Origin of the sequence: Puniceispirillum sp. (SeqCode), from assembly GCF_965657105.1 — a bacterium.
Classification (GTDB): domain Bacteria; phylum Pseudomonadota; class Alphaproteobacteria; order Puniceispirillales; family Puniceispirillaceae; genus Puniceispirillum.
Window position 1 is genome coordinate 1 of the sequence record NZ_CBFHNB010000043.1, and the last position, 20,206, is coordinate 20,206.

Here is a 20,206-nt window from a genome sequence, read left to right on the forward strand (position 1 = left end):
TTCGACGCGGCTGGCCCGATGGGTAATAGCGTAACCTGTGTCAGCATCATCGACAGCATCATGGCAGGCGGTGCAGGCGTGTCTGAAACGCCCTTTACCCCGGTTGGACTGCGCCTTGCGATTCCTGATGGGTATCTGATGGAAGATCTGGATGCCGAGGTTGCGACCGCCTTTGATACCGCTATAGACCGCCTGCGGGATGCAGGCGTGCATGTGCAAAAAATCCGCCTTGACGCGCTCGAAGACATGCGCCCCAGCAATAATACAAAAAGTATCGTATCTGCCGAAGCCTATGCCATTCATCGTCAATGGCTGGAAAGCGATCAATCTGATAACTATGATCCCTTTATCTGGCATCGTTTGCGTGGCGGCGCTGATATTCTGGCAGCTGACTATATTGCCATGCTCGAAAAGCGCGAAACCGTCTGCCATGCTATCAAAATGCAAACACGCGGGTTTGATGCACTGGTTCTGCCCACAACACCGGGCATAGCACCTGCCATTAACGCCATGCCAACCCTTGACAAGCAACTTGAAATGAATGCGCGCAGTCTGCGTAATACGGCGATTTCAAACTATCTTGACCGGCCAACTATCTCGATCCCATGTCATCAGCCTGGCACCGCGCCAGTTGGCTTGTCGCTAATGGGATCACGCCATCATGACCGCCGCTTACTGGCAATTGCTGATGGCTTGGAAGCGATCATTCGCGGCTAGGCATGTCAATCCAGATATTAGGCATGTCTGTCCAGATATAAAGGCCATATTCGCGATCAGGCCGATACGGCCTGTCTGAATCTGCGCCCAATCGGTATTTGACCAATCTTATTTGCCACCCACACCACCGGCGCTGAATCACGTAATACCAGCATCGCAGGCGTTGCCACCAACGTCAAAATTGTCGCAAAGGTCAAACCACCAGCGATTGTGCTGGATAGCTGAGTCCACCATTGTGACGAAGGTGCACCAGCAAAAATCTCGCGATCAGCAAGCTTAATGGTCAGTTCGAAAACCATCGGCAACAGCCCCAGAATAGTTGTGATCGCGGTCAGTACAACCGGACGGAAACGCACCAGACCAGCGCGGAATGCGGCATGACGTGCTTTATAACCACGCTTGCGATATTCATTGAACGTATCGATCAAAACGATGTTGTTATTCACCACAATACCAGCAAGCGATATCACGCCAAGCCCTGACATAACCACGCCAAACGGCTGACCTGTTACCCATAACCCCAGCACCACACCACCTGTTGATAGAATGATTGCCGACATGATGATAAAGGCCTGCCAGCCCGAATTGAACTGAAGCATCAACACAACAACCATCAACGTCATTGACAGCAAAAATGATTTACCAAGAAATGCTTGTGTTTCAGCAATATCTTCATTTTCCCCGCCATACACAATATCGACATTCTGCGCTAACGGCGCTTCGCTCAAGGATGTTTGCAATTTGGTGAATTGTTCGGCAGGCAACAGGCCTTCGCTGACATCCGAATTGATATACATATAGCGACGCCCATCAAGCCGTTCGATATTGCCCTGCTTGACGCGTGGTTGCAGTGACGCAAATACCGATAAGGGCACATAGGACCCATCCGCCGCGGGCACGCGTAACTCTTTTAACCGGTCAAGATTACGTTGATCGCCCATGAACCGCATCACGACATCCAGTTCGTCTTCGCTGTCATCCGGGCGGTAATCAGAAATGCGCGCACCGCGTGTCAGCATCTTAATCATAGTACCAAGCCCGGCAATTGATATACCATGTCGGCTGGCGGCATCGCGGTCAGTAACCAAGGTCCATTCCATCCCCGGTAGTGGACGGCTATCGGTGATATCGACAAAGCCACCAATCTCCTCCATCCGCTTGATAACGGCTCCTGCTGCCGCACCAACATCGTCCAGATTATCACCAACAATTTCCAGTTGGATCGGCTGTGCGCCACCAGGTCCCTTTTGCGGTTTTTGGATATTGATTTCGACACCGGCAATGTCTTTGACCATCACCCGCATATCTTCGATGATTGTATTGGCTTTGTCCCGCTCACGCCAATCGACAAATACCGTACGGATTGTGCCGATTGAGTCACGTGGCGCTTGGTTGCCTGCACCGCCACCTCTGAAAGAACGCGCATAGAAATCGCGAACACCACCAGCCGAAATTATACTTTGTTCGGCTTGCACCACCAGCGCATCTCGTTCCTTTGCCGATAGATCACCACGGGCAAGCACCTGAACCTGTGCCTGATCGGGTTCGATATCGGGGAAAAACTCTACGCCTAGCCCAGCACTGCCATATCCCATAAAGGCAAAGACCATAAAGCCGATTACCGACCCCATCACCGCCAAAGGACGGCTAATGGCAACTTTGAGCACGCGCCGGTAAAACCGTGGGGCGGTTGATGAAATCATACCCTTAGGCACCGATTTTTTACCAATCATACTGCCCAGAACGGGAATGAAAATGAGCGCCATAACCAATGATGCCGTAAGCACACAAATCACAGTGATCGGCAAAAACTTCATGAATTTGCCAACAATGCCTGGCCACACAAGTAGCGGCATAAACACCATCAAAGTTGTTACTGTTGATGAAATGATCGGCCAGGCCATACGCTGGGCACCAACCATATAGGCTTCACGGCGCGTTGCCCCCATGGCAATGCGCCGATCAGCATATTCAGTCGTCACAATCACCCCGTCAACCAACATGCCCGCAACAAGAATAAGCGAAAACAGCACCACAATATTCATCGTGATGCCAAGGCTGTTCAATACCGTAATGCCAATCAGAAATGAACCGGGGATTGCAAGACCAACCAAGGTGGCATTCCGAACACCCAATGTTGCCAGCACAACCACCATAACAATGATAACCGCCGCCCCAACATTGTTACCAAGATCACTTAACAGGTTACGCACATCCTTTGAATCGTCAAACAGATAGCTGACCTTTACATCCTTGCCAATCATCGGCGCGGCTGTATCAATAACCGCTCGTGCCGCTTCAACCACATTGATGACATTGGCACCAACACGCTTGCGGACATCAAGCACAATCGCCGCTTCACCATTAACGCGCGACCAGCCTTCGGCCTGTTCAAAGGTGCGACGCACAACAGCCACATCACCAAACTTGATTGACGTCCCATCGCGTGCCTTGATCGGCATGTTGATCAACTCATCAACACTTTCCAGCACCCCTGGCACCTTAACCAACAAACGCCCACCGCCATCATCAATCGCCCCTGCCGTCACCAGTTGGTTATTGCCTTGAACAAGACGTGTCACCACGGACGGGTCTAGGCCATAGGCTTCCATGCTTGACGCATCGACCAGAATTTCCAGCACCTCTTCGCGGTCGCCGCCAATTTCGACCTCAAGAACACCTGGCAAGGCTTCAATCTTGTCTTTAATTTCACGCGCTGCCAGCACCATTGCCCGTTCCGAAACCGGCCCATACAAAGCCGCCGTCAAAATTGGAAATTGTGATAGATTAATCTCGATAACCTTTGGCTCATCGGCATCGGCTGGCAAATCGGGTTTGGCGTCATCAACCGCCTGGCGAACATCAGCCAGCGCACGGTCAATATTTTCATTAGCCGCAAACTCAAGTGAAACAGACCCATAGCCTTCGGCAGCAACTGATTTCATCACATCAAGACCTTCGACAGTCCGCAGATGCTTTTCCAGCGGCTTAATCAACAACCGTTCGGCATCGCTTGGCGAAATACCTTTATAACCGACTGAAACATAGGCAACCGGAATATCAATATCCGGGGTGGCTTCCTTGGGAATATCATTAAATGCCGACAGGCCAATTCCGCATAGGACAACTAGTGCCAGCAGAACCGCACCAGAGCGAGAAAAAGCAGCTTCGATTATGCGGTTCATGATACGGCCTCTAGGATGACATCAACTTTGTCACCCACTTCAACAAAGGCCTGACCAACAGTTAATACGGTTGCCCCATCAGGCAGACCCGAGACAAACACCTTCTCGTCACCTGAGCTAACCATTTCGACATCTATCGTCTGCACAACACCATCAATGCTGACCTTGGCAAATAAAGTCCCGTTTGTTGATACTGACAAATGCGCAGGCGAAATGCCAAATGCGGCGATTACACCCACATCAATTGATGCCTCAACAGTGACCCCACCGCGCAATTTACGATCCTTATTCTGCAACGACACCTCGACATCAAATGTCCGCGTTGTCGGATTTGACCGCGACGCAATTTTGGTGACTTTACCCTTATTGGTGCCAGCCCCTGCTATATTGACGTCAACCATATCGCCAACTGAAATCTGCGCAATATCATTTTGTGGCACAGCAACAATAACACTCAATGTGTCCATACCAAGAATAGTAGCCGCCATCGCATCACGCTTCATGCGCTCGCCTTTTTCAACATGCAATGTCTCAAGCAAGCCGCTTACAGGTGATGTTATCGTCGAATCCTCTAGCTGATTTTCAAGGGTTGCTAGTGAAGCGCGCGCAGCTTCAACACGCGCCATATTCTGTGCAACTTCCAGCTCAGACTGATAATTCTGGGCAGTTTCGATCTTGGCAAGTTGAACGCGGGCATTCTGATAATCGGCCTTTAACTGCGCCAATTCCAACGGGGCTGTGAAATTATCTTTGGCCAGCTCATTGGCAATCGCTAAGCGCTTTTCGGTCACAACCAAATTAGCACGCGCGGCGGCAAGTTCTTCTTCTAAGGTGCCTTTTGATTGCTTTTGAGCAGCATCATAAGATTTTTCTGCCGCATTTAACTCAGCCTTTGCCGCTGCAATCTGCTCAGGCAGGGTGCCTTTATCCAGAACAATCAGCACATCACCTAATTTGATTTCACTTCCTTCGGTTGCCGGAATATCGATGATATTGCCATCAATCTTCGATGACACGGTAACGTCAAAGGCCGCTTCACTCACCCCATTGGCGCGAACCGTGCGTGTAATCATCTCATTTTGAACGCTTATGGCTGAGACCTTAAAATTAGCCACACCATCAGATTGCGTTACGCTGTCTGCGATGTTGTCAGTGACGGCTTGCGTGCTGTCATTTACTGCCACCGCCGTTTCATTCATGGCCGTATCATTCATGAATGAACCAGAGGCCATCCACAGACCAACAAGCATAGCAATCAGGCCTGCCCATAAATATGATGATTTTATTTTCATTGCAATTCGCCCTGCTTAATTGAATAAACGGATCGGTCAGATCAAAATACGTTTCTCTGCATATGATACATATCACATACATTCGACGCTGTTCATACACCGCTGTTCATTAACCATAGTAAAATACAATTATCGAGCCATTCACATGGGCTCGATTTTATCTGGCCTTGATTTCATCTGGCCTTGATTTCATTTAGCCTCAGCCAGAATAAACTCAGCAACTTTATGCGCCACCATTATTGTGGGGGCATTAATATTTGCCGAGGTAATATTTGGAAATACAGACGCATCAACAACTCGTAAACCCTCTGTATCATGAACTTTCAGATCCGAATTTACAACCGAATTTTCGATTGATGTGCCCATACGGCAGGTACAGGAAGGATGAAAAATCGTTCCACATCTTTCCTTAAAGTCAGCGATAATATCGTCGTCGCTCATTGCGTCAAGTGGCGTGTTTGGCGCGGCTGAGAGAACCTGTTGAATAGCAGGCGTGTTCTGTAGCTGGCCGATAAAACGTGCCATCTTCACAACATCATCAATATCTTTTTGGTGTGTCATATAATTGCCCAGAATATCTGGTGGCGTAGAAGCCTTTTCAGACGTGATTGTAATTGTGCCTGTGCTAGCTGGTCGGCAGCTGTTAAAGCCGAGGATGAAGCCTGGAAACGCATCCGGCTTTAACAACGGACGCTCATTATGAAATTTAATCTGATAGCTCACCGGATTGGCGTATATCTGTGCATCTGCTACCGCTAGGCTGGGATCAGTTTTGACCAGACCACCAATCTGATTAACACTTAATGAGAGCGGGCCGGTTTTACGCAGAACATACTCGATACCCGCCATAATACGACCTGGCCATCGTCCCAGCACATTATTCAAGGTCGGCTTATTCGCCTTAAAATAATAATTGATGCCAAGATGATCCTGCATATTCATGCCTACATGTGGGTGATCTATTTTGACGGTAACGCCAGCCGCACGCAGAACCTTGCCCGGACCAATCCCAGACACCTGAAGTAATTGTGGTGATTTGACTGCACCAGCCGACAGAATGATCTCGCGATTAGCGTTGATTGTTATCTGCTCGCCCTTATATCTGCAAAACACCGCGGTGGCACGCTTGCCCTGAAACAGAATGCGTTCAGCATCAATATTCGTCATCACCGTCAGGTTTTTGCGCTTTAGCGCGGGACGCAAAAAGGCCACCGCGCTTGAGCAGCGTTTGCCATTGCGGGTTGTGATCAAATAAGACGATATGCCCTCGCCTAACTGTGACGGGGTGCGATCAAATGGGGTCTGGCTTTGCGCGCACATGTCAAAGAAATCGTCTTTCATTGGATGCAGACTCGAAGATGGGTCAGAGACTGTCAGTTTGCCATCAGCATTTTTGACCTTGTCTTTGGCATCAACCATTTGTTCGAAAGCGTCAAAAACCGGCTTGACTGATTGATAGTCCCAGCCCGGATTGCCTGCCGCCGCCCAGTCATCATAATCCTCTGCAACACCGCGATGATAGACCAGTGCGTTGATCGAACTTGAACCGCCAAGCACACGGCCACGCGGCCAATATATCTTGCGACCATCAAGGCCAGGTTCCGGTAACGTCGAAAATCGCCAATTCACATTACGGTCATAAAAGGACATACCATAGCCGATTGGCGTACGGATCCAGAAGCGATCGTCAGACGGGCCTGACTCCAGCAATAATACCGAATGACGACCATCGGCGCTGAGCTTATCAGCCAGCACACATCCCGCCGAGCCAGCACCAATAATAATGTAATCAAATGTTTTCATATGCTAGGCAAACCACTACCAATACTCAATCTTGACCCAGCTACTTTTCACGCAAAATCCAAAATAGGCAATTATATTTTTGGACTTGGCGGGTTATCTGATCACTTTGCCAAGCCACAAACCAGCCATCATCATAACCGCAAAAAGCACGATATCTGCCGGACGCAATAGCAAGGATGAAATAACTGGCCCCGGGCATAATCCGCCTAGTCCCCAGCCAATGCCAAACACTGCGCTCCCCGCCAACAACCGGCGATCAATATCTTGCACTGTCGGCAATCTGAAGCTACCGCCAAATAATGGCGTTGCCCGCTTCATCAACAGCCGATGTCCGATTAGATTGACGATAACCCCGCCACCCATGACAAAAGCCAACGACGGATCCCACAAACCAAAAATGTCCAAAAATCCAGCGATCTTAGACGGGTTCAACATACCCGCAATCGCCAGCCCAATGCCAAACAATCCCCCGATCACAAAGCTCAACAGCAAAGGCATCACATCACCCCCGTATGGCGCACAAGATACACCGTAATCACCGCCGTCAACATAAAGGTCATGACTGCCACCAATGACCGAGGTGAAAGCCGTGCCAGCCCACAAATGCCATGTCCGGATGTGCATCCAGACCCCAGCGCTGCCCCAAAGCCAACCAGCAAGCCTGCCAGCGGCAGAACCCAGCCCGAGGCCACAGGTGTAATCTCAATATCATAATGAAACAGGCCCAGCGCTAGCGGACCAAGCATGGCACCTGCCACAAATGCGAGGCGCCAACTATTACTATCGTCTGCATCAGGCCGGACCAGACTGGCAAGAATGCCGCTTATACCCATTACCCGCCCCTTTGTTGCCATCAAAACGAGGGCGGCAAGACCAATCATCCCACCACCAATAAGCGCGCTCAACGGGGTAAAATTCATCATATCAATTGTCATCAAAAAACGTCCTTTCGCGAGGGTGTATTATCAAACGCCACCATGTGCCTTTGACCAGGCACGTGGATCATTCAGAAAGGCTTCAACCGCCGCCAATGTCTTGGCATCAAACCGGTTTGTCTCCTTACAAGCCGCCAGCACATCCCACCATGTGGCAAGATAATGAAGTGAGATACCCTCGGCGGCCAGCTTTTCTGGCGTATCCTTGAAAATATCATAATAGAAAATCACAAATGTATGCGCCACCTCGGCACCAGCTTTGCGCAAGGCTTCGACAAAATTCAGCTTGCTACCGCCATCCGTAGTCAGATCCTCGACCAACAGAATACGCTGCCCGTCATGGATATCGCCCTCGATCCGCGCATCGCGGCCAAACCCCTTGGGCTTTTTGCGGACATATTGCATCGGCAGATGTGTCCGTTCTGCCAGCCAGGCGGCAAACGGGATACCGGCAGTTTCACCACCAGCAAGCGCATCAAGGCTTTCATGGCCGATGTCATTCATAATGACGGTCGCGCCAAAATCCATCATCGCCGCCCGCATACGCGGAAATGAAATGATTTTACGGCAATCAATATAGACCGGGCTCATCATCCCAGACGTCAGCTTGAAAGGCTCATCAGCACGAAACAGAACCGCATCAATTTCCAGCAACATGCGGGCAACAGCCCGCGCCATATTTGCCTTATCATAAACATAGGGTGATGACATGAAGCAACTCCAGACCTAGCAACCAAACAGAGCAGTTACGGCAAATTTGTAAAACAAACCAGCCTTTTAAAAAAGCACATATTACATTTAATATCCTATACTAGATTGGCATAAAAACAGGAAAGAAAATATGCTATTTTCTTGTCCGCGTTTGCCAAGCGTGTAGGCACTACTAATCGATATGTGATTGAACTTGTAATATCCCACTAAGAGAAATACTTTAAACTCTGTATTTACAGCGCTTCATCAGTAAATTGCCATAGAGACACATACCAGAGAGAGACATAATGGAAATAATCGACTTTTTATCTAGTAGTGTTGCGATCCTTTTCACTGCTGTTGTGATCTTAACACTATACCTTGGCATAAAAATAGTGCCGCAATCACAGGTATTTGTTATCGAACGTTTTGGCAAATATACAAAAACCTTGACGGCTGGCTTATCTATCATTGTTCCGTATTTAGATAGAGTCGGATACAAGGTCTCTATCCTAGAACGTCAGCTTCCAGAATTTACGATTTCAGTCATTACAAGAGATAATGTTGAAGTAAGGCTCGAAACAACAGTATTTTATCGCGTCGTTGATGCCAGTCGGTCAGTGTATCGCATTCAAGATGTTGGCGGTGCCATCCACACGGCGGCCTCGTCAATCGTGCGCTCGGCAGCGGGCAAGTTGGAACTCGATGATTTACAGTCCAGTCGAGAATCTATGAATGCGGAGATTGCCACATTCCTGCAAGAAGCTGCTGAAATCTGGGGCATTGAAATTACGCGCACCGAAATCACCGATGTTATCATTGACGATCAAACCAAAGAAGCGCAGCGCCAGCAATTGAATGCTGAACGTGAACGTAGGGCGGCGATTGCCCGCGCCGAAGGAGAAAAAAGGTCAATCGAACTAGCGGCCGATGCCAAACTTTACGAAGCCGAAAAAATAGCAGACGCCGTTCGCATTGAAGCTGATGCTAGTGCATATGCGATCAAGATAAATGCCGAAGCCGACGCCGAGCAAACCCGTGTCATTGGCGAAGCAATCGAGAAAAATGGTCAGGCGGCCGTGAATTTTGAAATTATGAAACGCCAAGTCGAAGCAATCGGAATGCTAGCCGCTGGCGAATCAACCAAAACTATCATCATGCCCACTGAAGTGACTGGTATTCTTGGTGGACTTGAGACCTTGATGTCCAGCATTCCTAAAAAAGGAAAAACATAAATGAGCCTATTAGCTACATTATCTTACTGGCTATTACTTATCGAAGTATGGCTCATCTTGGGTTTGTTTTTTGTTATACTTGAAGTCACATTAGATGGAAGCATGGCCATTTTTCTACCGCTTGGCATTGGTAGTTTTATGAATGGGGCTGCGTTAAAGATACAGCACAGCACGCCTATAGATTCTTTCACATTTCTGCCCGAAACGTGGGAACAAACATTAATATGTTTTGCTATTTTTACGGTGCTGGCATCAATCGCATTACGTTTTGTAGTGCGCCATAAAAAAACCGACAGCACACCAGATATAAACGATTATTGATTACAAACCCAAGATTTTAGACCTAGGCGCGAGCGGCGCGCTTTCGGGCATGTGGATCAAGATACATTTTGCGCAACCGTAGATTTTCCGGTGTCACTTCAAGCAACTCATCTTCATTGATATAGGCCATCATTTCTTCCAAAGACATCCGTTTGGCAGGCACCAATTTCACCGCTTCATCGGTCCCCGACGCACGCACATTGGTCAGCTGCTTACCTTTAAGAACATTGATCTCAAGATCATTATTCCGGTTATGCTCGCCAACAATCATGCCTTGATAGACAGGTGTCTGTGGGCTCACAAACATCAACCCACGATCTTGCAGATTGAACAGCGCATAGGCAACCGCTATGCCATTATCGGTTGAAATAAGAGCGCCATTTCGGCGGCCAATAATTTCACCTTTAAATGGAGCATAGGAATGGAAAATACGGTTCAGCACACCTGTGCCACGTGTTTCGGTCAGAAACCGGCTTTGATAACCAATCAGGCCGCGTGATGGCGCCAGAAAAACAAGTCGCGTTTTACCAGCACCTGCCGCGCGCATATCCAGCATCTCACCTTTACGGCGGTTCAAACCATCAACCACGCCGCTTGAATATTCTTCATCGACATCGATGGTGACTTCTTCCATCGGCTCAAGCCGATCGCCCGCATCATCAGTCTGGAACAGCACACGTGGGCGTGAAACTGTCATCTCAAAGCCTTCGCGACGCATGGTTTCGATCAACACCCCAAGCTGAAGCTCGCCGCGTCCACCGATTTCAAAAGCATCCTTGCCACCACTTTCGGAAAAGGTGATGGCTACATTAGTCTCGGCTTCGGCAAGCAGGCGTTCACGGATAACTGTTGATGTCACCTTTTTGCCTTCACGGCCAGCCAGCGGCGAGTCATTAACGGTGATCGTAACCGACATAGTTGGCGGATCGATTGGCGTTGATTTCAACGGTATTGTAACAGCTGGTGCACAGATTGTATCCGACACAGACGCAATCGAAAGACCCGCGATACAAACAATATCACCTGCCGCGACCTGATCGACTGGCACACGATTGGTGCCCTCAAAACGTAACAGTTTGGTCAGACGACCTGATTCAACAACACTGCCGTCAAGATTAAGCGCACGTACCGATTCATTAACCGAAGCTGTACCTTGCATGACGCGCCCTACGAGGCAACGTCCAAGATAAGGGTCTGAATCAAGCAAGGTTGCCAGCATAGCAAAGGGTGCATCGGCGTCCACTTGTGGCGGCGCGACATGTAACAGAATACGATCCAAAAGCGGATGCAGATTTTCACGCTTATCTTCCAGCTCTTCAACGCACCAGCCATCACGGCCTGACGCATAAAGAATGGGAAAGTCAAGCTGTTCTTCATTCGCATCAAGCGCAACGAACAAATCAAAAACTTCGTCAACAACCTCTTCAGGCCGGCCATCACTGCGGTCGATTTTGTTGATAATCACAATCGGGCGTAATCCCTGCGCCAATGCCTTGCCCAGAACAAACTTGGTTTGCGGCATCGGCCCTTCGGCTGCGTCAGTCAGCAGGATAACGCCATCAGCCATCCCCAGAACACGTTCAACCTCACCACCAAAATCGGCGTGTCCTGGCGTATCAATGATATTGATACGTGTGTCTTTCCATACCACCGAAGTTGGCTTAGCAAGAATGGTAATGCCGCGCTCTTTTTCAAGATCGCCCGAATCCATAACGCGTTCATCAACGGCTTGATTATCGCGGAACATCCCGCTTTGCTTCATAATCGAGTCGATAAGGGTAGTTTTGCCATGGTCAACGTGGGCAATAATCGCGATATTGCGGAGTTCTTGTGTCATCATCATGTCTCTTGGGTTTTGCCTGTTTTTTCAGGTCTGGTCGCATTCCTACTGCTTAATGCACCATATGGAAAGCCCTAATTTCATCAGCGGCATGATGAAGCGCCTTAAACCCATATATTTCTGCTGTTTTATGGCCAATATCGCGTATTCCTAGCGCGACGGGCGGATGATGTGCCAGCATAGCATAAGCGATATCAGCGCACAGCATGCTGCCAAGAACATGACGATGATCAGCGTATAACCAAATTGAAACTGGAAATAGCCAACCAGCAAGCTAATAAGAGCGCCACCACCAATCTGCAAAAATCCAGAAAGACCCGAAGCAGCACCAGACAGACGCGGCACCACATTCATCACCGATGATGCTGAGTGGGGACTGACAAGACCATTAGCAAAGGCAATGATCGACATCGGGAAAAACACATAGACCGGATGCATCATCCCATAAAAAGGCCATTGTATCATTGTCACCGTCAAAGCCAGCAACGTACCTGCCATTATAAACCGAGCTGATCCGTAAACATGCGCATAACGCGCTGCGATCCAGTTGCCTGTTATATATCCCAGCGAAACCATAATGAAATAAGCGCCATATTCGGTCTCTGGGCGCCCCATCTGTTCGATGACAACATAGGCCGCACCCGCCAGAAAGGCATAATACACACAAGCGCTAAAAGCCCAATTGCCCGCCAGCCCGATAAACTGTCTATTTTTTAACAAAGGCAAGCCATCAAAAATCCCCTGCCGACGCCCATCAGCATCGCGCGAAAGCTGAACCGTTTCGGGCAGCTTCATGATAATCGCAACCAACAAGCATGAACTAACCACAAACAACATCCAGAACAACCAGCGCCAGCCGATTGACTCGGCAACAAATCCAGAAATTGTCGGCGCTACCATCGGCCCCACTACCATGGCCATCGTCAGATAGCCTATCAAGCTTGTCGATTTTTCACGGCCATGAACATCATTGATAATCACGCGTGAAATAGCCATGCCAGACGCTGCACCAATACCCTGAAGCCCGCGCCCCAAAATGACGATATAGGCTGTTTCCGAAATCGCACAGGCCAGACTCCCCAGCGCAAACAGACTCATCCCTATGACAAGTGTTGTTCGCCGCCCGAAACTATCCGAGAACGGTCCCAGAATAAGTTGGGCAATAGCAAAGGCAGCAAAAAATACACTTAAACTTAGCTGTGCGGTGGCATAGGACACGCCAAGACTATCAGCCAGAATTGGGATAAGCGGCACCACCACAACCATGGCAAAGCCGCCGATGCCCGAAAGTAAAATCAACAACAACATTGACGGATTTTTGAAATCAGCTGGTCTATTGCCTGACACATTATACGCGGCAGACACATCATTCTTATCTGACATTCGGAATACTCTAGCTGTGTGGTTCAGCCTTATTGCCGAACAACCAGCCAAGAACATATGTTGCAATCATCGCCGCGACAAGCTGGGAAATAATAAAACCCGGCGCATCAACAGGGCGAATGCCCGAAAAACTATCGGTCAAAGAGCGGGCAAATGTGACCGCCGGATTGGCAAAACTGGTCGATGATGTGAACCAGTAAGCTGCTGTTATATACAGGCCAACAAGCCATGGCACGGCATCGGGACGAAACCGGATACCGCCAAAAATAACCATGACCAGGCCAAATGTAGCAACCGCTTCTGAGCCCATCTGCGCAGGGCCACTGCGCACATTCTGTGAAATCTGTATCAATGAGACTTCAAACATGAAATGCGCCAGCATCGCACCACAAACAGCACCTATAATCTGGAACGCGATATATAAAAGCGCCATCGAGGCGCTAATCTCTTTACGGATGGCAAAAGCTAACGTTACCGCCGGATTGAAATGCGCCCCTGAAACCGGCCCAAACACAGTAATAAGCACCACCAATATGGCGCCTGTTGCAATCGTATTGCCAAGCAGCGCGATCGCTATATTTCCGCCTGCCAAGCGCTCGGCCATAATGCCTGATCCAATAACTGTGGCCAGTAACATAAGCGTACCAAGCCATTCGGCGACAAGCTGACGTCCCATTGTCTGCCTGTTCATGATAATGCCCCTATCGCACGAACAGCGTCCAATTGCGCGGGCAAGTCCAGATCACCTAACGCCAGTAGCGCGCTTATCCGGGCATCCATCTGCGCATAGGTAAGTGCAAAGGCTGCATCGATATCAGCTATACTACCGGTAACAGCTGCCGGATCCTCGACCCCCCAATGTGCCGTGATCGGATGACCTGGCCATATAGGACATGTCTCACCAGCAGCATTCGCACAGACAGTTATGATGATATGCATCTTTCCATAGGCATCACCAGCAAACATATCCCAGCTTTTCGAGGCGGCAAAATCAGTGTCAATAGCATGGCTTTGCAAAACGGCAATCGCATGGGGATTGGGCATCCCTGTTGGTTTTGATCCGGCAGAAAAGGCCTGATAGCGCGCGCCACCACGGTGCCGCAGAATGCCCTCAGCTATTATGGATCGCGCCGAATTTCCTGTGCAGAGGAACAGCACATTCTTGGTATCTGGCCTCATATCTGGCATCCTTAATAACCCCTTTAATGACTAGCCATGCAAAGCAGGCTAGGTAATGATTAACTGGTCAGCAAAATATTAATAATCTGCAAAACACTTTAAATGGTCACAGATATATGTCAAAAATGTTAAAGAAAGCCAATTTTCCGAAAAAAATATGCGCAGCTTGCGGGTTACCCTTTACTTGGCGTAAAAAATGGGCGCGTGATTGGGAACAGGTTCGCTATTGTTCGAAACGTTGCGCTGGAAGCCGGAAAGATAACTAAAAAACCAGCGCATGACTAACCACGCGCATTCGTTTAGCCAGCTTTGACTTTGCGGATCGTCATTTCCAGATTATTCAAAAACCGTGACCGATCCTGTTTGCTAAAGCTACGTTGACCTTTATGCCCCGGTCCGGTGAATAGCGGGTCAGCCGCGCGAATATCGGTCATCAGATCACGGGTTGCCAGTTGATTACCTATATTGGCCTCGGTAATCACATCACCATCATGCCGCAAAACCTCTGCCCCTGCCGCCACAGCTTTGGCCGCCAGAGGGATATCGGCAGTGATCACGATATCGCCGGTCTTGGCCTGATCGGCGATCCATTTATCAGCTTCATCAGCACCAGCGGCCACGATAATCATATGCACCTGCGGGTGCGGATGCGGGCGGATACCGCCGTTCGATACGATATAAACATCCAGCTTATGCCGGTTGGCTACAGTGACTGTTTCGTCTTTTACCGGACAGGCATCTGCATCAACATAAATCGCCATCGTCGGGCCCTATAAGGTTTCTATGGTTAGTTCGGCTGGGTCGTATCTAACGCGCCATTGTTTCGGCTAGTTGCGTAACGGTCATTTCGATCTGTGCCTGATCGATAATTTCCCCGACCATCCCATTGACCAGCGTTTCGCCACAATCATTCGGATCGATGAAAATGCCGAAATCATCATTGCCAAATCTGTTCGCGGGGATCCAGGCAAAGATCGGAATATGCCCCGCTGGTGCATTGCGGGCAAATTCATCCGACAAAGCCTCGGGGCTGGCATAGTCACAGGTTACGGCAACGCCAACAAAAAAGCTCTGCGCGCCAGCTTTGCCCCCATCGCCAGCTGTGCCCACATCCATAATAACCGGCATGGTCACGACGCAGTTGCGCAGGTCGTCGGTTTTCATCGCCATCGCCAGATTACCTTCATGATGTTCCATGATGCTGGCAAGCGGCACGAAATAAGTGTGCGATGTCGTTTCCTGAGGCATATCAATAATCCGTTACTAAATAGTCGGCGTGACGACAGCTCGATCAGACCGTCTTAATGTTCTATTATGATCGATGCTGAGCACTTAATGCTTTGCGCCAGCAATGTAAAGCGACGCTCTGCATGTTCATCAATCAGCGCCGCGGCACCCGCCTCCACATGCAAAGTCAGCACCTTTTTGGCAACACTCAGACGGATTTTACCAAGGTCGGTTGCTGTACCACCACTAAAGAACATGGCAAAACGCAGCCCCAGACCAATAGCAACCGCCTGTTTGCGATGCGCCTCACCCAGAATATGCCGCAATTCTCTTGGTCGCGCCTTATTTTGCTTCAGCCCGACATGCCGGTGATAGATAGCCAGCGCCAGCCAGATCCGGTCTTTATGCGTGATGCAGTTTGCAGGCAGTCCCAACACACGGCGGGCGGCCAGATCACCGCGAATATCTTCATGCTCGTTCCAGCAGAAATCTGCCAGATAACAGGCCGCTTCGAGTAGTCTGTTGAAATGCTTACTATCCGAGGTCATCTGCAACGGCTTTAGAAAGGTAAACAGCTTTTCCGGCACATCGGGAAAGCGGCTATTATTCTGATAGATTTCCGAACAGACCGCCAGCAGAAAATCGGCGCGCTCAGCATCATTCAGTTCATACGCGGCGATCACCCCATCTCGTATAGAGGTGCCGCTAATCTCCAGCTTGGCCACTTTAGCCGTGCGCATCAAAGCCCGCATGACTCGCGCGGCGGTTGGCATGGTCTTTTTTCGGCCTTCGGGAATGCCGCCTACATCGGATATATCGCTGACAATATGGTTCAGAATGTCAATCGCGTCATCGGCATCCATCTTCAGCCCGTGCAATACTGAAAGCGGATAGCGTGCTTCCTCGATAAATGCCAGCCCAAGGGCGCGGAAACTGCCACCGACGCCATATAATTTCAGGTCCTTTTTCGCGCCAAGCCATTTTACGCCAGCCAGCGCCTTATCTATATCCTTGTCGCTCACATTTGATAAATGGCCGATATTCAGACTGATCGAATGTTTCACTTCGCCTTTTTCAAGGCGCACAATTTCCAAACTACCACCGCCAAGATCGGCCACGATACCACTGGCACCGGGGATATTCAGAACCAGCCCTTTGCTGACATAATGTGCTTCTTCGCTTTGCGATAGCACGCGGATGGGATGCCCCAGCGCGGCTTCGGCAGGGGTGATAAAATCAGCAGCATTAGTGGCGCGGCGCACAGCTGCTGTGGCCACCGCATATACCCGGCTGACACCCATGTTTGACAGCACATGGGCAAAGCGCGTGATCGTCGTTACCGCAACATCAATACGGTCTTGATTCAAAATTCCGGTCTTATCAAGATTGGCCCCAAGCCGACAGTTCGAGCGTTCATTGAAAAGGGGAAACGGATACCGCCCGTTATTCGCATAAACAACCAGCCTTAACGAATTTGAGCCAATATCGATAACGGCCACACGTTCGGTTCGGGTTTCGGCTTTGGCTGGTGCCATGGTATAAACAGAAGCTATAGTCATGCGCCATTCTTGGATAAATGACGGGCGCTGACAAGCGGGTATTATCCAAATAACGATGAAAAGTTGATTTAGGTGATGATTATATTTCGTCTGGTGGCAAATCGGCATATTATAGGTAATAGTTATCGTGATATGGCTATTGATCCTGATCGGCACGATCCCATTTCAATATCATGAAATAAATCTTTATGAACGGGCAAAAATGTCATCACTCTCAAGCCAGCTAGATATCAATTAGACATGCCGTCACACATGGCGGCGGGCGTCCTATAATACGATGTGGTGTTTGATTGGTTGTGCCATTGGCGATCTTGGCACTATTGCGTTCTTTCAATATACGGGCATTCCCTGGTCAACTTTGGCGATTATGTCGCTTGCGATTTTCAACGGGCTTCTCACCTCGATCATTCTGGAAACGATTATTCTTAGCCGCCAGATGGCGCTTGATATCACCATTAAAACCGCATGCGGCATGTCACTTGTCTCGATGCTTGCCATGGAAATAGCGATGAATCTGGTCGATTTAGCTATAACAGGCGGGGCGGGGCTCACCTTAACCGTCATGCCGGTGATGCTAGCAGCCGGATTTCTGGCACCGCTTCCCTATAATTACTGGCGGCTAAAGGCGCTTGGCAAGGCCTGCCATTAAATTCATCTTCATCTTGACGATATGCGGCTTCACCGCTTTGATATGACAAGTGATGCAACTAAGGTGATATGATGAAATTTGGAATTCTGGGTGACGCCAAGATCAGCCGTGAAAAATTAATACCAGCGATACAGACAGCCGGACATGAGATTATCCAGATTGGCCGCCGCAATCCGGATACGCCATCCGACAACCCGCTTTATGATGGCATGATTCAGTCCAGCTATGAAGATGTGCTGGCTGATCCGGATGTTGAGGCGGTCTATATTCCCCTGCCCAATCATCTGCATGTGCCATGGACAATCCGCGCGATAGAGGCTGGCAAACATGTATTATGTGAAAAGCCGATTGCCCTGAACGAAGCCGAGCTTGACCAGCTTGAGGCCGCATCCCGTGCCTCAGACGTTTATGTCTATGAAGGCTTCATGATCCGGCATCACCCGCAATGGGCATGGATCACCGACGTTGATATTGGCACCCCCCATGCGATTCAGACGCATTTCTGTTATCCGCCACGCCCCACACAGGATGTGCGCAATGTCGCCACATTTGGCGGCGGGCCTCTCTATGATATTGGCTGCTATGCGATCATGGCTGGCATATTGATATTTGGCGGTGCGCCTGAACATATCTCATGTCATGTTGAAATGGATGGTAACCGCGGCATCGAAAAGCTGGCCAGTGGTATGCTGATCTGGCCACAAGGCCGCCATCTGACCTTTACCGTTTCCAGCAGTTCGGCTTTGACGCAGATGGTGCATGTGATCGGCAGTGATGGCTGGGCACGGCTGAATATTCCGTTCAATCCGCAGGGGGCAACAACAGCGCAATGGGGTCAGAACGTCCTTGGCGATGATGCTGAGCGCATGTCATTTCCGGCTTGTGATCAATATGCAATTATGGTTGCGGATTTTGTAGCCCATGCCAAAGCGGGGGCAAAGCCTGATTTCACCCATAGCCGTACGACCACGAAAACCATCGATGCCTTGCTCTCTGCGCGGCATCGCTAATGATATCATCATCGATCACCCCGCAGGATATAAACCAGACAAGATTTTCGATTTCATTCGGATTTTTTGGACAAGGTGCCTTTTTTGGCATGTGGGGCGTATTGGTTCCGGAACGAAGCGCCAGCCTTGGACTTGACCCATTGATGCTGGCCTTGTTTCTGCTGGTTATTGGCATTAGCCTATGTGCTGGCATTGCCCTAGTCACACGCTTTGAACAACATATGCCCACCACCAGCATATTGCGGCTTGGTGGGCCGTTATTGGCGTTTTCCATTGCTGTCTGCTTTTTAACATTGTCTCTACCTGTTTTTTATATTGCTGGCATGTTTACCGGCATTGCTGCCGGGCTTCTCGAAGCCGGATTAAACACCCAAGCATCGCAATGGGAACAGCAATCAGACCGCCGTGGCATGTCATTCTTTCATGCCATGTTTTCAGCTGGCATGCTGATCGGCGCGCTTGTTATCACCGGCCTATTTAAGATGAATATAATGCTTTCAATCGGTATCATTTCTGGTGCCGTTATCTACGGCATAGGCATGATGTGGCGCACCCAATGGATGCGCGATCCCGCATCATCTGCCAGCACCACCGACGCCACCATATCCTTGAACAAAGCCATCATCGCATTTCTTGGCCTACTGATTTTCATCAGCACCTTAATCGAAGGTGGGGTGGTGGACTGGTCAGCACTGCATCTGCATCAATATCACAATCTGTCACTTGAAGAGGCAGGTCGTCCCGTACTCATGTTCAGCGTAGCAATGACATCAATCCGGCTTGTCGGCGACCGGCTGGCATCCCATTTCCAGACGCATCTATTGCTGGCTGTTCCCATGTTGGCGGCGGCGGTTGTTTTGTCACTCGCGCTTTACAGTGGCCAGCCAACGATCATTATCATTGCCTATGGATTGCTGGGGCTGGCGCTTGGTAATGCCTTTCCCTTAATCATTTCCACCGCAGGGCGACTAAGCGGCAACAAACCCTTGCGGCAGATTTCTATGATTATCGCCTGTGCCTATTTCGGGTTGCTTACCGGACCTGCCTTGCTTGGTCTTATCGCATATATGACGGATCTGAACATGACGATCCTAGCATTGGCGGGACTGGCATTGGTTTCGGGTGTCGCCTGTTTATCACTGCCGCGCATTTTGAAACCAGATTAATGCCGATTGTCTAAA

General features: G+C 49.6%; 19 protein-coding genes and 1 pseudogene. 7 read left to right on the forward strand and 13 right to left on the reverse strand.

The window, feature by feature from the left end; genetic code table 11:
- Positions 1-717, forward strand: a 717-nt coding sequence (locus ACTF7Q_RS07105; RefSeq protein WP_438997154.1) for an amidase family protein, incomplete at its 5' end; no start/stop codon positions are given.
- A 56-nt stretch (positions 718-773) separates the two neighbouring features.
- On the opposite strand, the gene ACTF7Q_RS07110 is transcribed toward ACTF7Q_RS07105, so the two are convergent.
- The 6 genes from ACTF7Q_RS07110 to ACTF7Q_RS07135 form a co-directional block, all read right to left on the reverse strand.
- Positions 774-3,902 carry an efflux RND transporter permease subunit gene (locus tag ACTF7Q_RS07110; RefSeq protein WP_438997155.1) on the reverse strand — a complete coding sequence of 1,043 codons (3,129 nt, stop codon included), beginning with the start codon at positions 3,900-3,902 and terminating at the stop codon, positions 774-776.
- A complete protein-coding gene (locus tag ACTF7Q_RS07115) occupies positions 3,899-5,194 on the reverse strand; it encodes an efflux RND transporter periplasmic adaptor subunit (RefSeq protein ID WP_438997156.1) in 1,296 nt (431 codons plus the stop codon). Before ACTF7Q_RS07115 ends, ACTF7Q_RS07110 begins: the two co-directional genes overlap by 4 nt.
- Positions 5,195-5,383: 189 nt before the next feature.
- Positions 5,384-6,997 carry a GMC family oxidoreductase gene (locus ACTF7Q_RS07120; protein ID WP_438997157.1) on the reverse strand — a complete coding sequence of 538 codons (1,614 nt, stop codon included), beginning with the start codon at positions 6,995-6,997 and terminating at the stop codon, positions 5,384-5,386.
- Positions 6,998-7,090: 93 nt separating this feature from the next.
- On the reverse strand, positions 7,091-7,495 hold the full coding sequence (locus ACTF7Q_RS07125; protein ID WP_438997158.1) for a DUF6691 family protein: 405 nt from the start codon (positions 7,493-7,495) through the stop codon (positions 7,091-7,093).
- Positions 7,495-7,932, reverse strand: a complete 438-nt coding sequence (locus ACTF7Q_RS07130) for a YeeE/YedE family protein (protein ID WP_438997159.1) — start codon at positions 7,930-7,932, stop codon at positions 7,495-7,497. Before ACTF7Q_RS07130 ends, ACTF7Q_RS07125 begins: the two co-directional genes overlap by 1 nt.
- Before the next feature lie 30 nt (positions 7,933-7,962).
- On the reverse strand, positions 7,963-8,643 hold the full coding sequence (locus ACTF7Q_RS07135; RefSeq protein WP_438997160.1) for an orotate phosphoribosyltransferase: 681 nt from the start codon (positions 8,641-8,643) through the stop codon (positions 7,963-7,965).
- A gap of 374 nt (positions 8,644-9,017) precedes the next feature.
- On the opposite strand from ACTF7Q_RS07135, the gene ACTF7Q_RS07140 reads away from it, so the two are divergent.
- Together ACTF7Q_RS07140 and ACTF7Q_RS07145 are read left to right on the forward strand one after the other, a co-directional pair.
- On the forward strand, positions 9,018-9,857 hold the full coding sequence (locus tag ACTF7Q_RS07140; protein ID WP_438997161.1) for an SPFH domain-containing protein: 840 nt from the start codon (positions 9,018-9,020) through the stop codon (positions 9,855-9,857).
- The gene (locus ACTF7Q_RS07145; protein WP_438997162.1) at positions 9,858-10,178 is read left to right on the forward strand and encodes an NfeD family protein; all 321 of its coding nucleotides are present in this window, start codon (positions 9,858-9,860) and stop codon (positions 10,176-10,178) included.
- Between the two features lie 22 nt (positions 10,179-10,200).
- Here the strand turns inward: ACTF7Q_RS07145 and typA are convergent, their stop codons facing one another.
- From typA to ACTF7Q_RS07165, 4 genes are all read right to left on the reverse strand, one after another.
- A complete protein-coding gene (gene typA, locus ACTF7Q_RS07150) occupies positions 10,201-12,015 on the reverse strand; it encodes a translational GTPase TypA (protein ID WP_438997163.1) in 1,815 nt (604 codons plus the stop codon).
- Between the two features lie 153 nt (positions 12,016-12,168).
- Positions 12,169-13,401, reverse strand: coding sequence for a multidrug effflux MFS transporter (locus ACTF7Q_RS07155; protein WP_438997164.1), 1,233 nt, complete (start codon positions 13,399-13,401; stop codon positions 12,169-12,171).
- 10 nt (positions 13,402-13,411) lie between these two features.
- A complete protein-coding gene (locus tag ACTF7Q_RS07160; RefSeq protein WP_438997165.1) occupies positions 13,412-14,092 on the reverse strand; it encodes an MIP/aquaporin family protein in 681 nt (226 codons plus the stop codon).
- Positions 14,089-14,580, reverse strand: a complete 492-nt coding sequence (locus ACTF7Q_RS07165) for an arsenate reductase ArsC (RefSeq protein WP_438997166.1) — start codon at positions 14,578-14,580, stop codon at positions 14,089-14,091. Before ACTF7Q_RS07165 ends, ACTF7Q_RS07160 begins: the two co-directional genes overlap by 4 nt.
- A gap of 116 nt (positions 14,581-14,696) precedes the next feature.
- Between ACTF7Q_RS07165 and ACTF7Q_RS07170 the strand changes: the two genes are divergently transcribed.
- Positions 14,697-14,846: a DUF2256 domain-containing protein gene (locus ACTF7Q_RS07170; RefSeq protein WP_438997167.1), complete on the forward strand. Its 150-nt coding sequence runs from the start codon at positions 14,697-14,699 to the stop codon at positions 14,844-14,846.
- 33 nt (positions 14,847-14,879) lie between these two features.
- Here the strand turns inward: ACTF7Q_RS07170 and ACTF7Q_RS07175 are convergent, their stop codons facing one another.
- The 3 genes from ACTF7Q_RS07175 to ACTF7Q_RS07185 are packed head-to-tail and all read right to left on the reverse strand — an operon-like array spanning position 14,880 to position 17,366.
- Positions 14,880-15,341 (reverse strand): YaiI/YqxD family protein, encoded by a 462-nt coding sequence (locus tag ACTF7Q_RS07175; RefSeq protein ID WP_438997168.1) that lies wholly within the window; start codon positions 15,339-15,341, stop codon positions 14,880-14,882.
- 46 nt (positions 15,342-15,387) lie between these two features.
- On the reverse strand, positions 15,388-15,828 hold the full coding sequence (locus ACTF7Q_RS07180; protein WP_438997169.1) for a hypothetical protein: 441 nt from the start codon (positions 15,826-15,828) through the stop codon (positions 15,388-15,390).
- A 53-nt stretch (positions 15,829-15,881) separates the two neighbouring features.
- Positions 15,882-17,366, reverse strand: coding sequence for a Ppx/GppA phosphatase family protein (locus tag ACTF7Q_RS07185; RefSeq protein WP_438997170.1), 1,485 nt, complete (start codon positions 17,364-17,366; stop codon positions 15,882-15,884).
- Between the two features lie 202 nt (positions 17,367-17,568).
- Here ACTF7Q_RS07185 and ACTF7Q_RS07190 point away from each other — a divergent pair.
- The 3 genes and pseudogenes from ACTF7Q_RS07190 to ACTF7Q_RS07200 all read left to right on the forward strand — a co-directional run bounded on the left by ACTF7Q_RS07190 (position 17,569) and on the right by ACTF7Q_RS07200 (position 20,191).
- Positions 17,569-18,015, forward strand: a pseudogene (locus ACTF7Q_RS07190) (DUF4396 domain-containing protein).
- A gap of 68 nt (positions 18,016-18,083) precedes the next feature.
- Complete coding sequence (locus tag ACTF7Q_RS07195; protein WP_438997171.1) at positions 18,084-19,025, forward strand: Gfo/Idh/MocA family protein; 942 nt, start codon at positions 18,084-18,086, stop codon at positions 19,023-19,025.
- The gene (locus ACTF7Q_RS07200; RefSeq protein WP_438997172.1) at positions 19,025-20,191 is read left to right on the forward strand and encodes an MFS transporter; all 1,167 of its coding nucleotides are present in this window, start codon (positions 19,025-19,027) and stop codon (positions 20,189-20,191) included. Before ACTF7Q_RS07195 ends, ACTF7Q_RS07200 begins: the two co-directional genes overlap by 1 nt.
- The last annotated feature ends 15 nt before the right edge of the window (positions 20,192-20,206 follow it).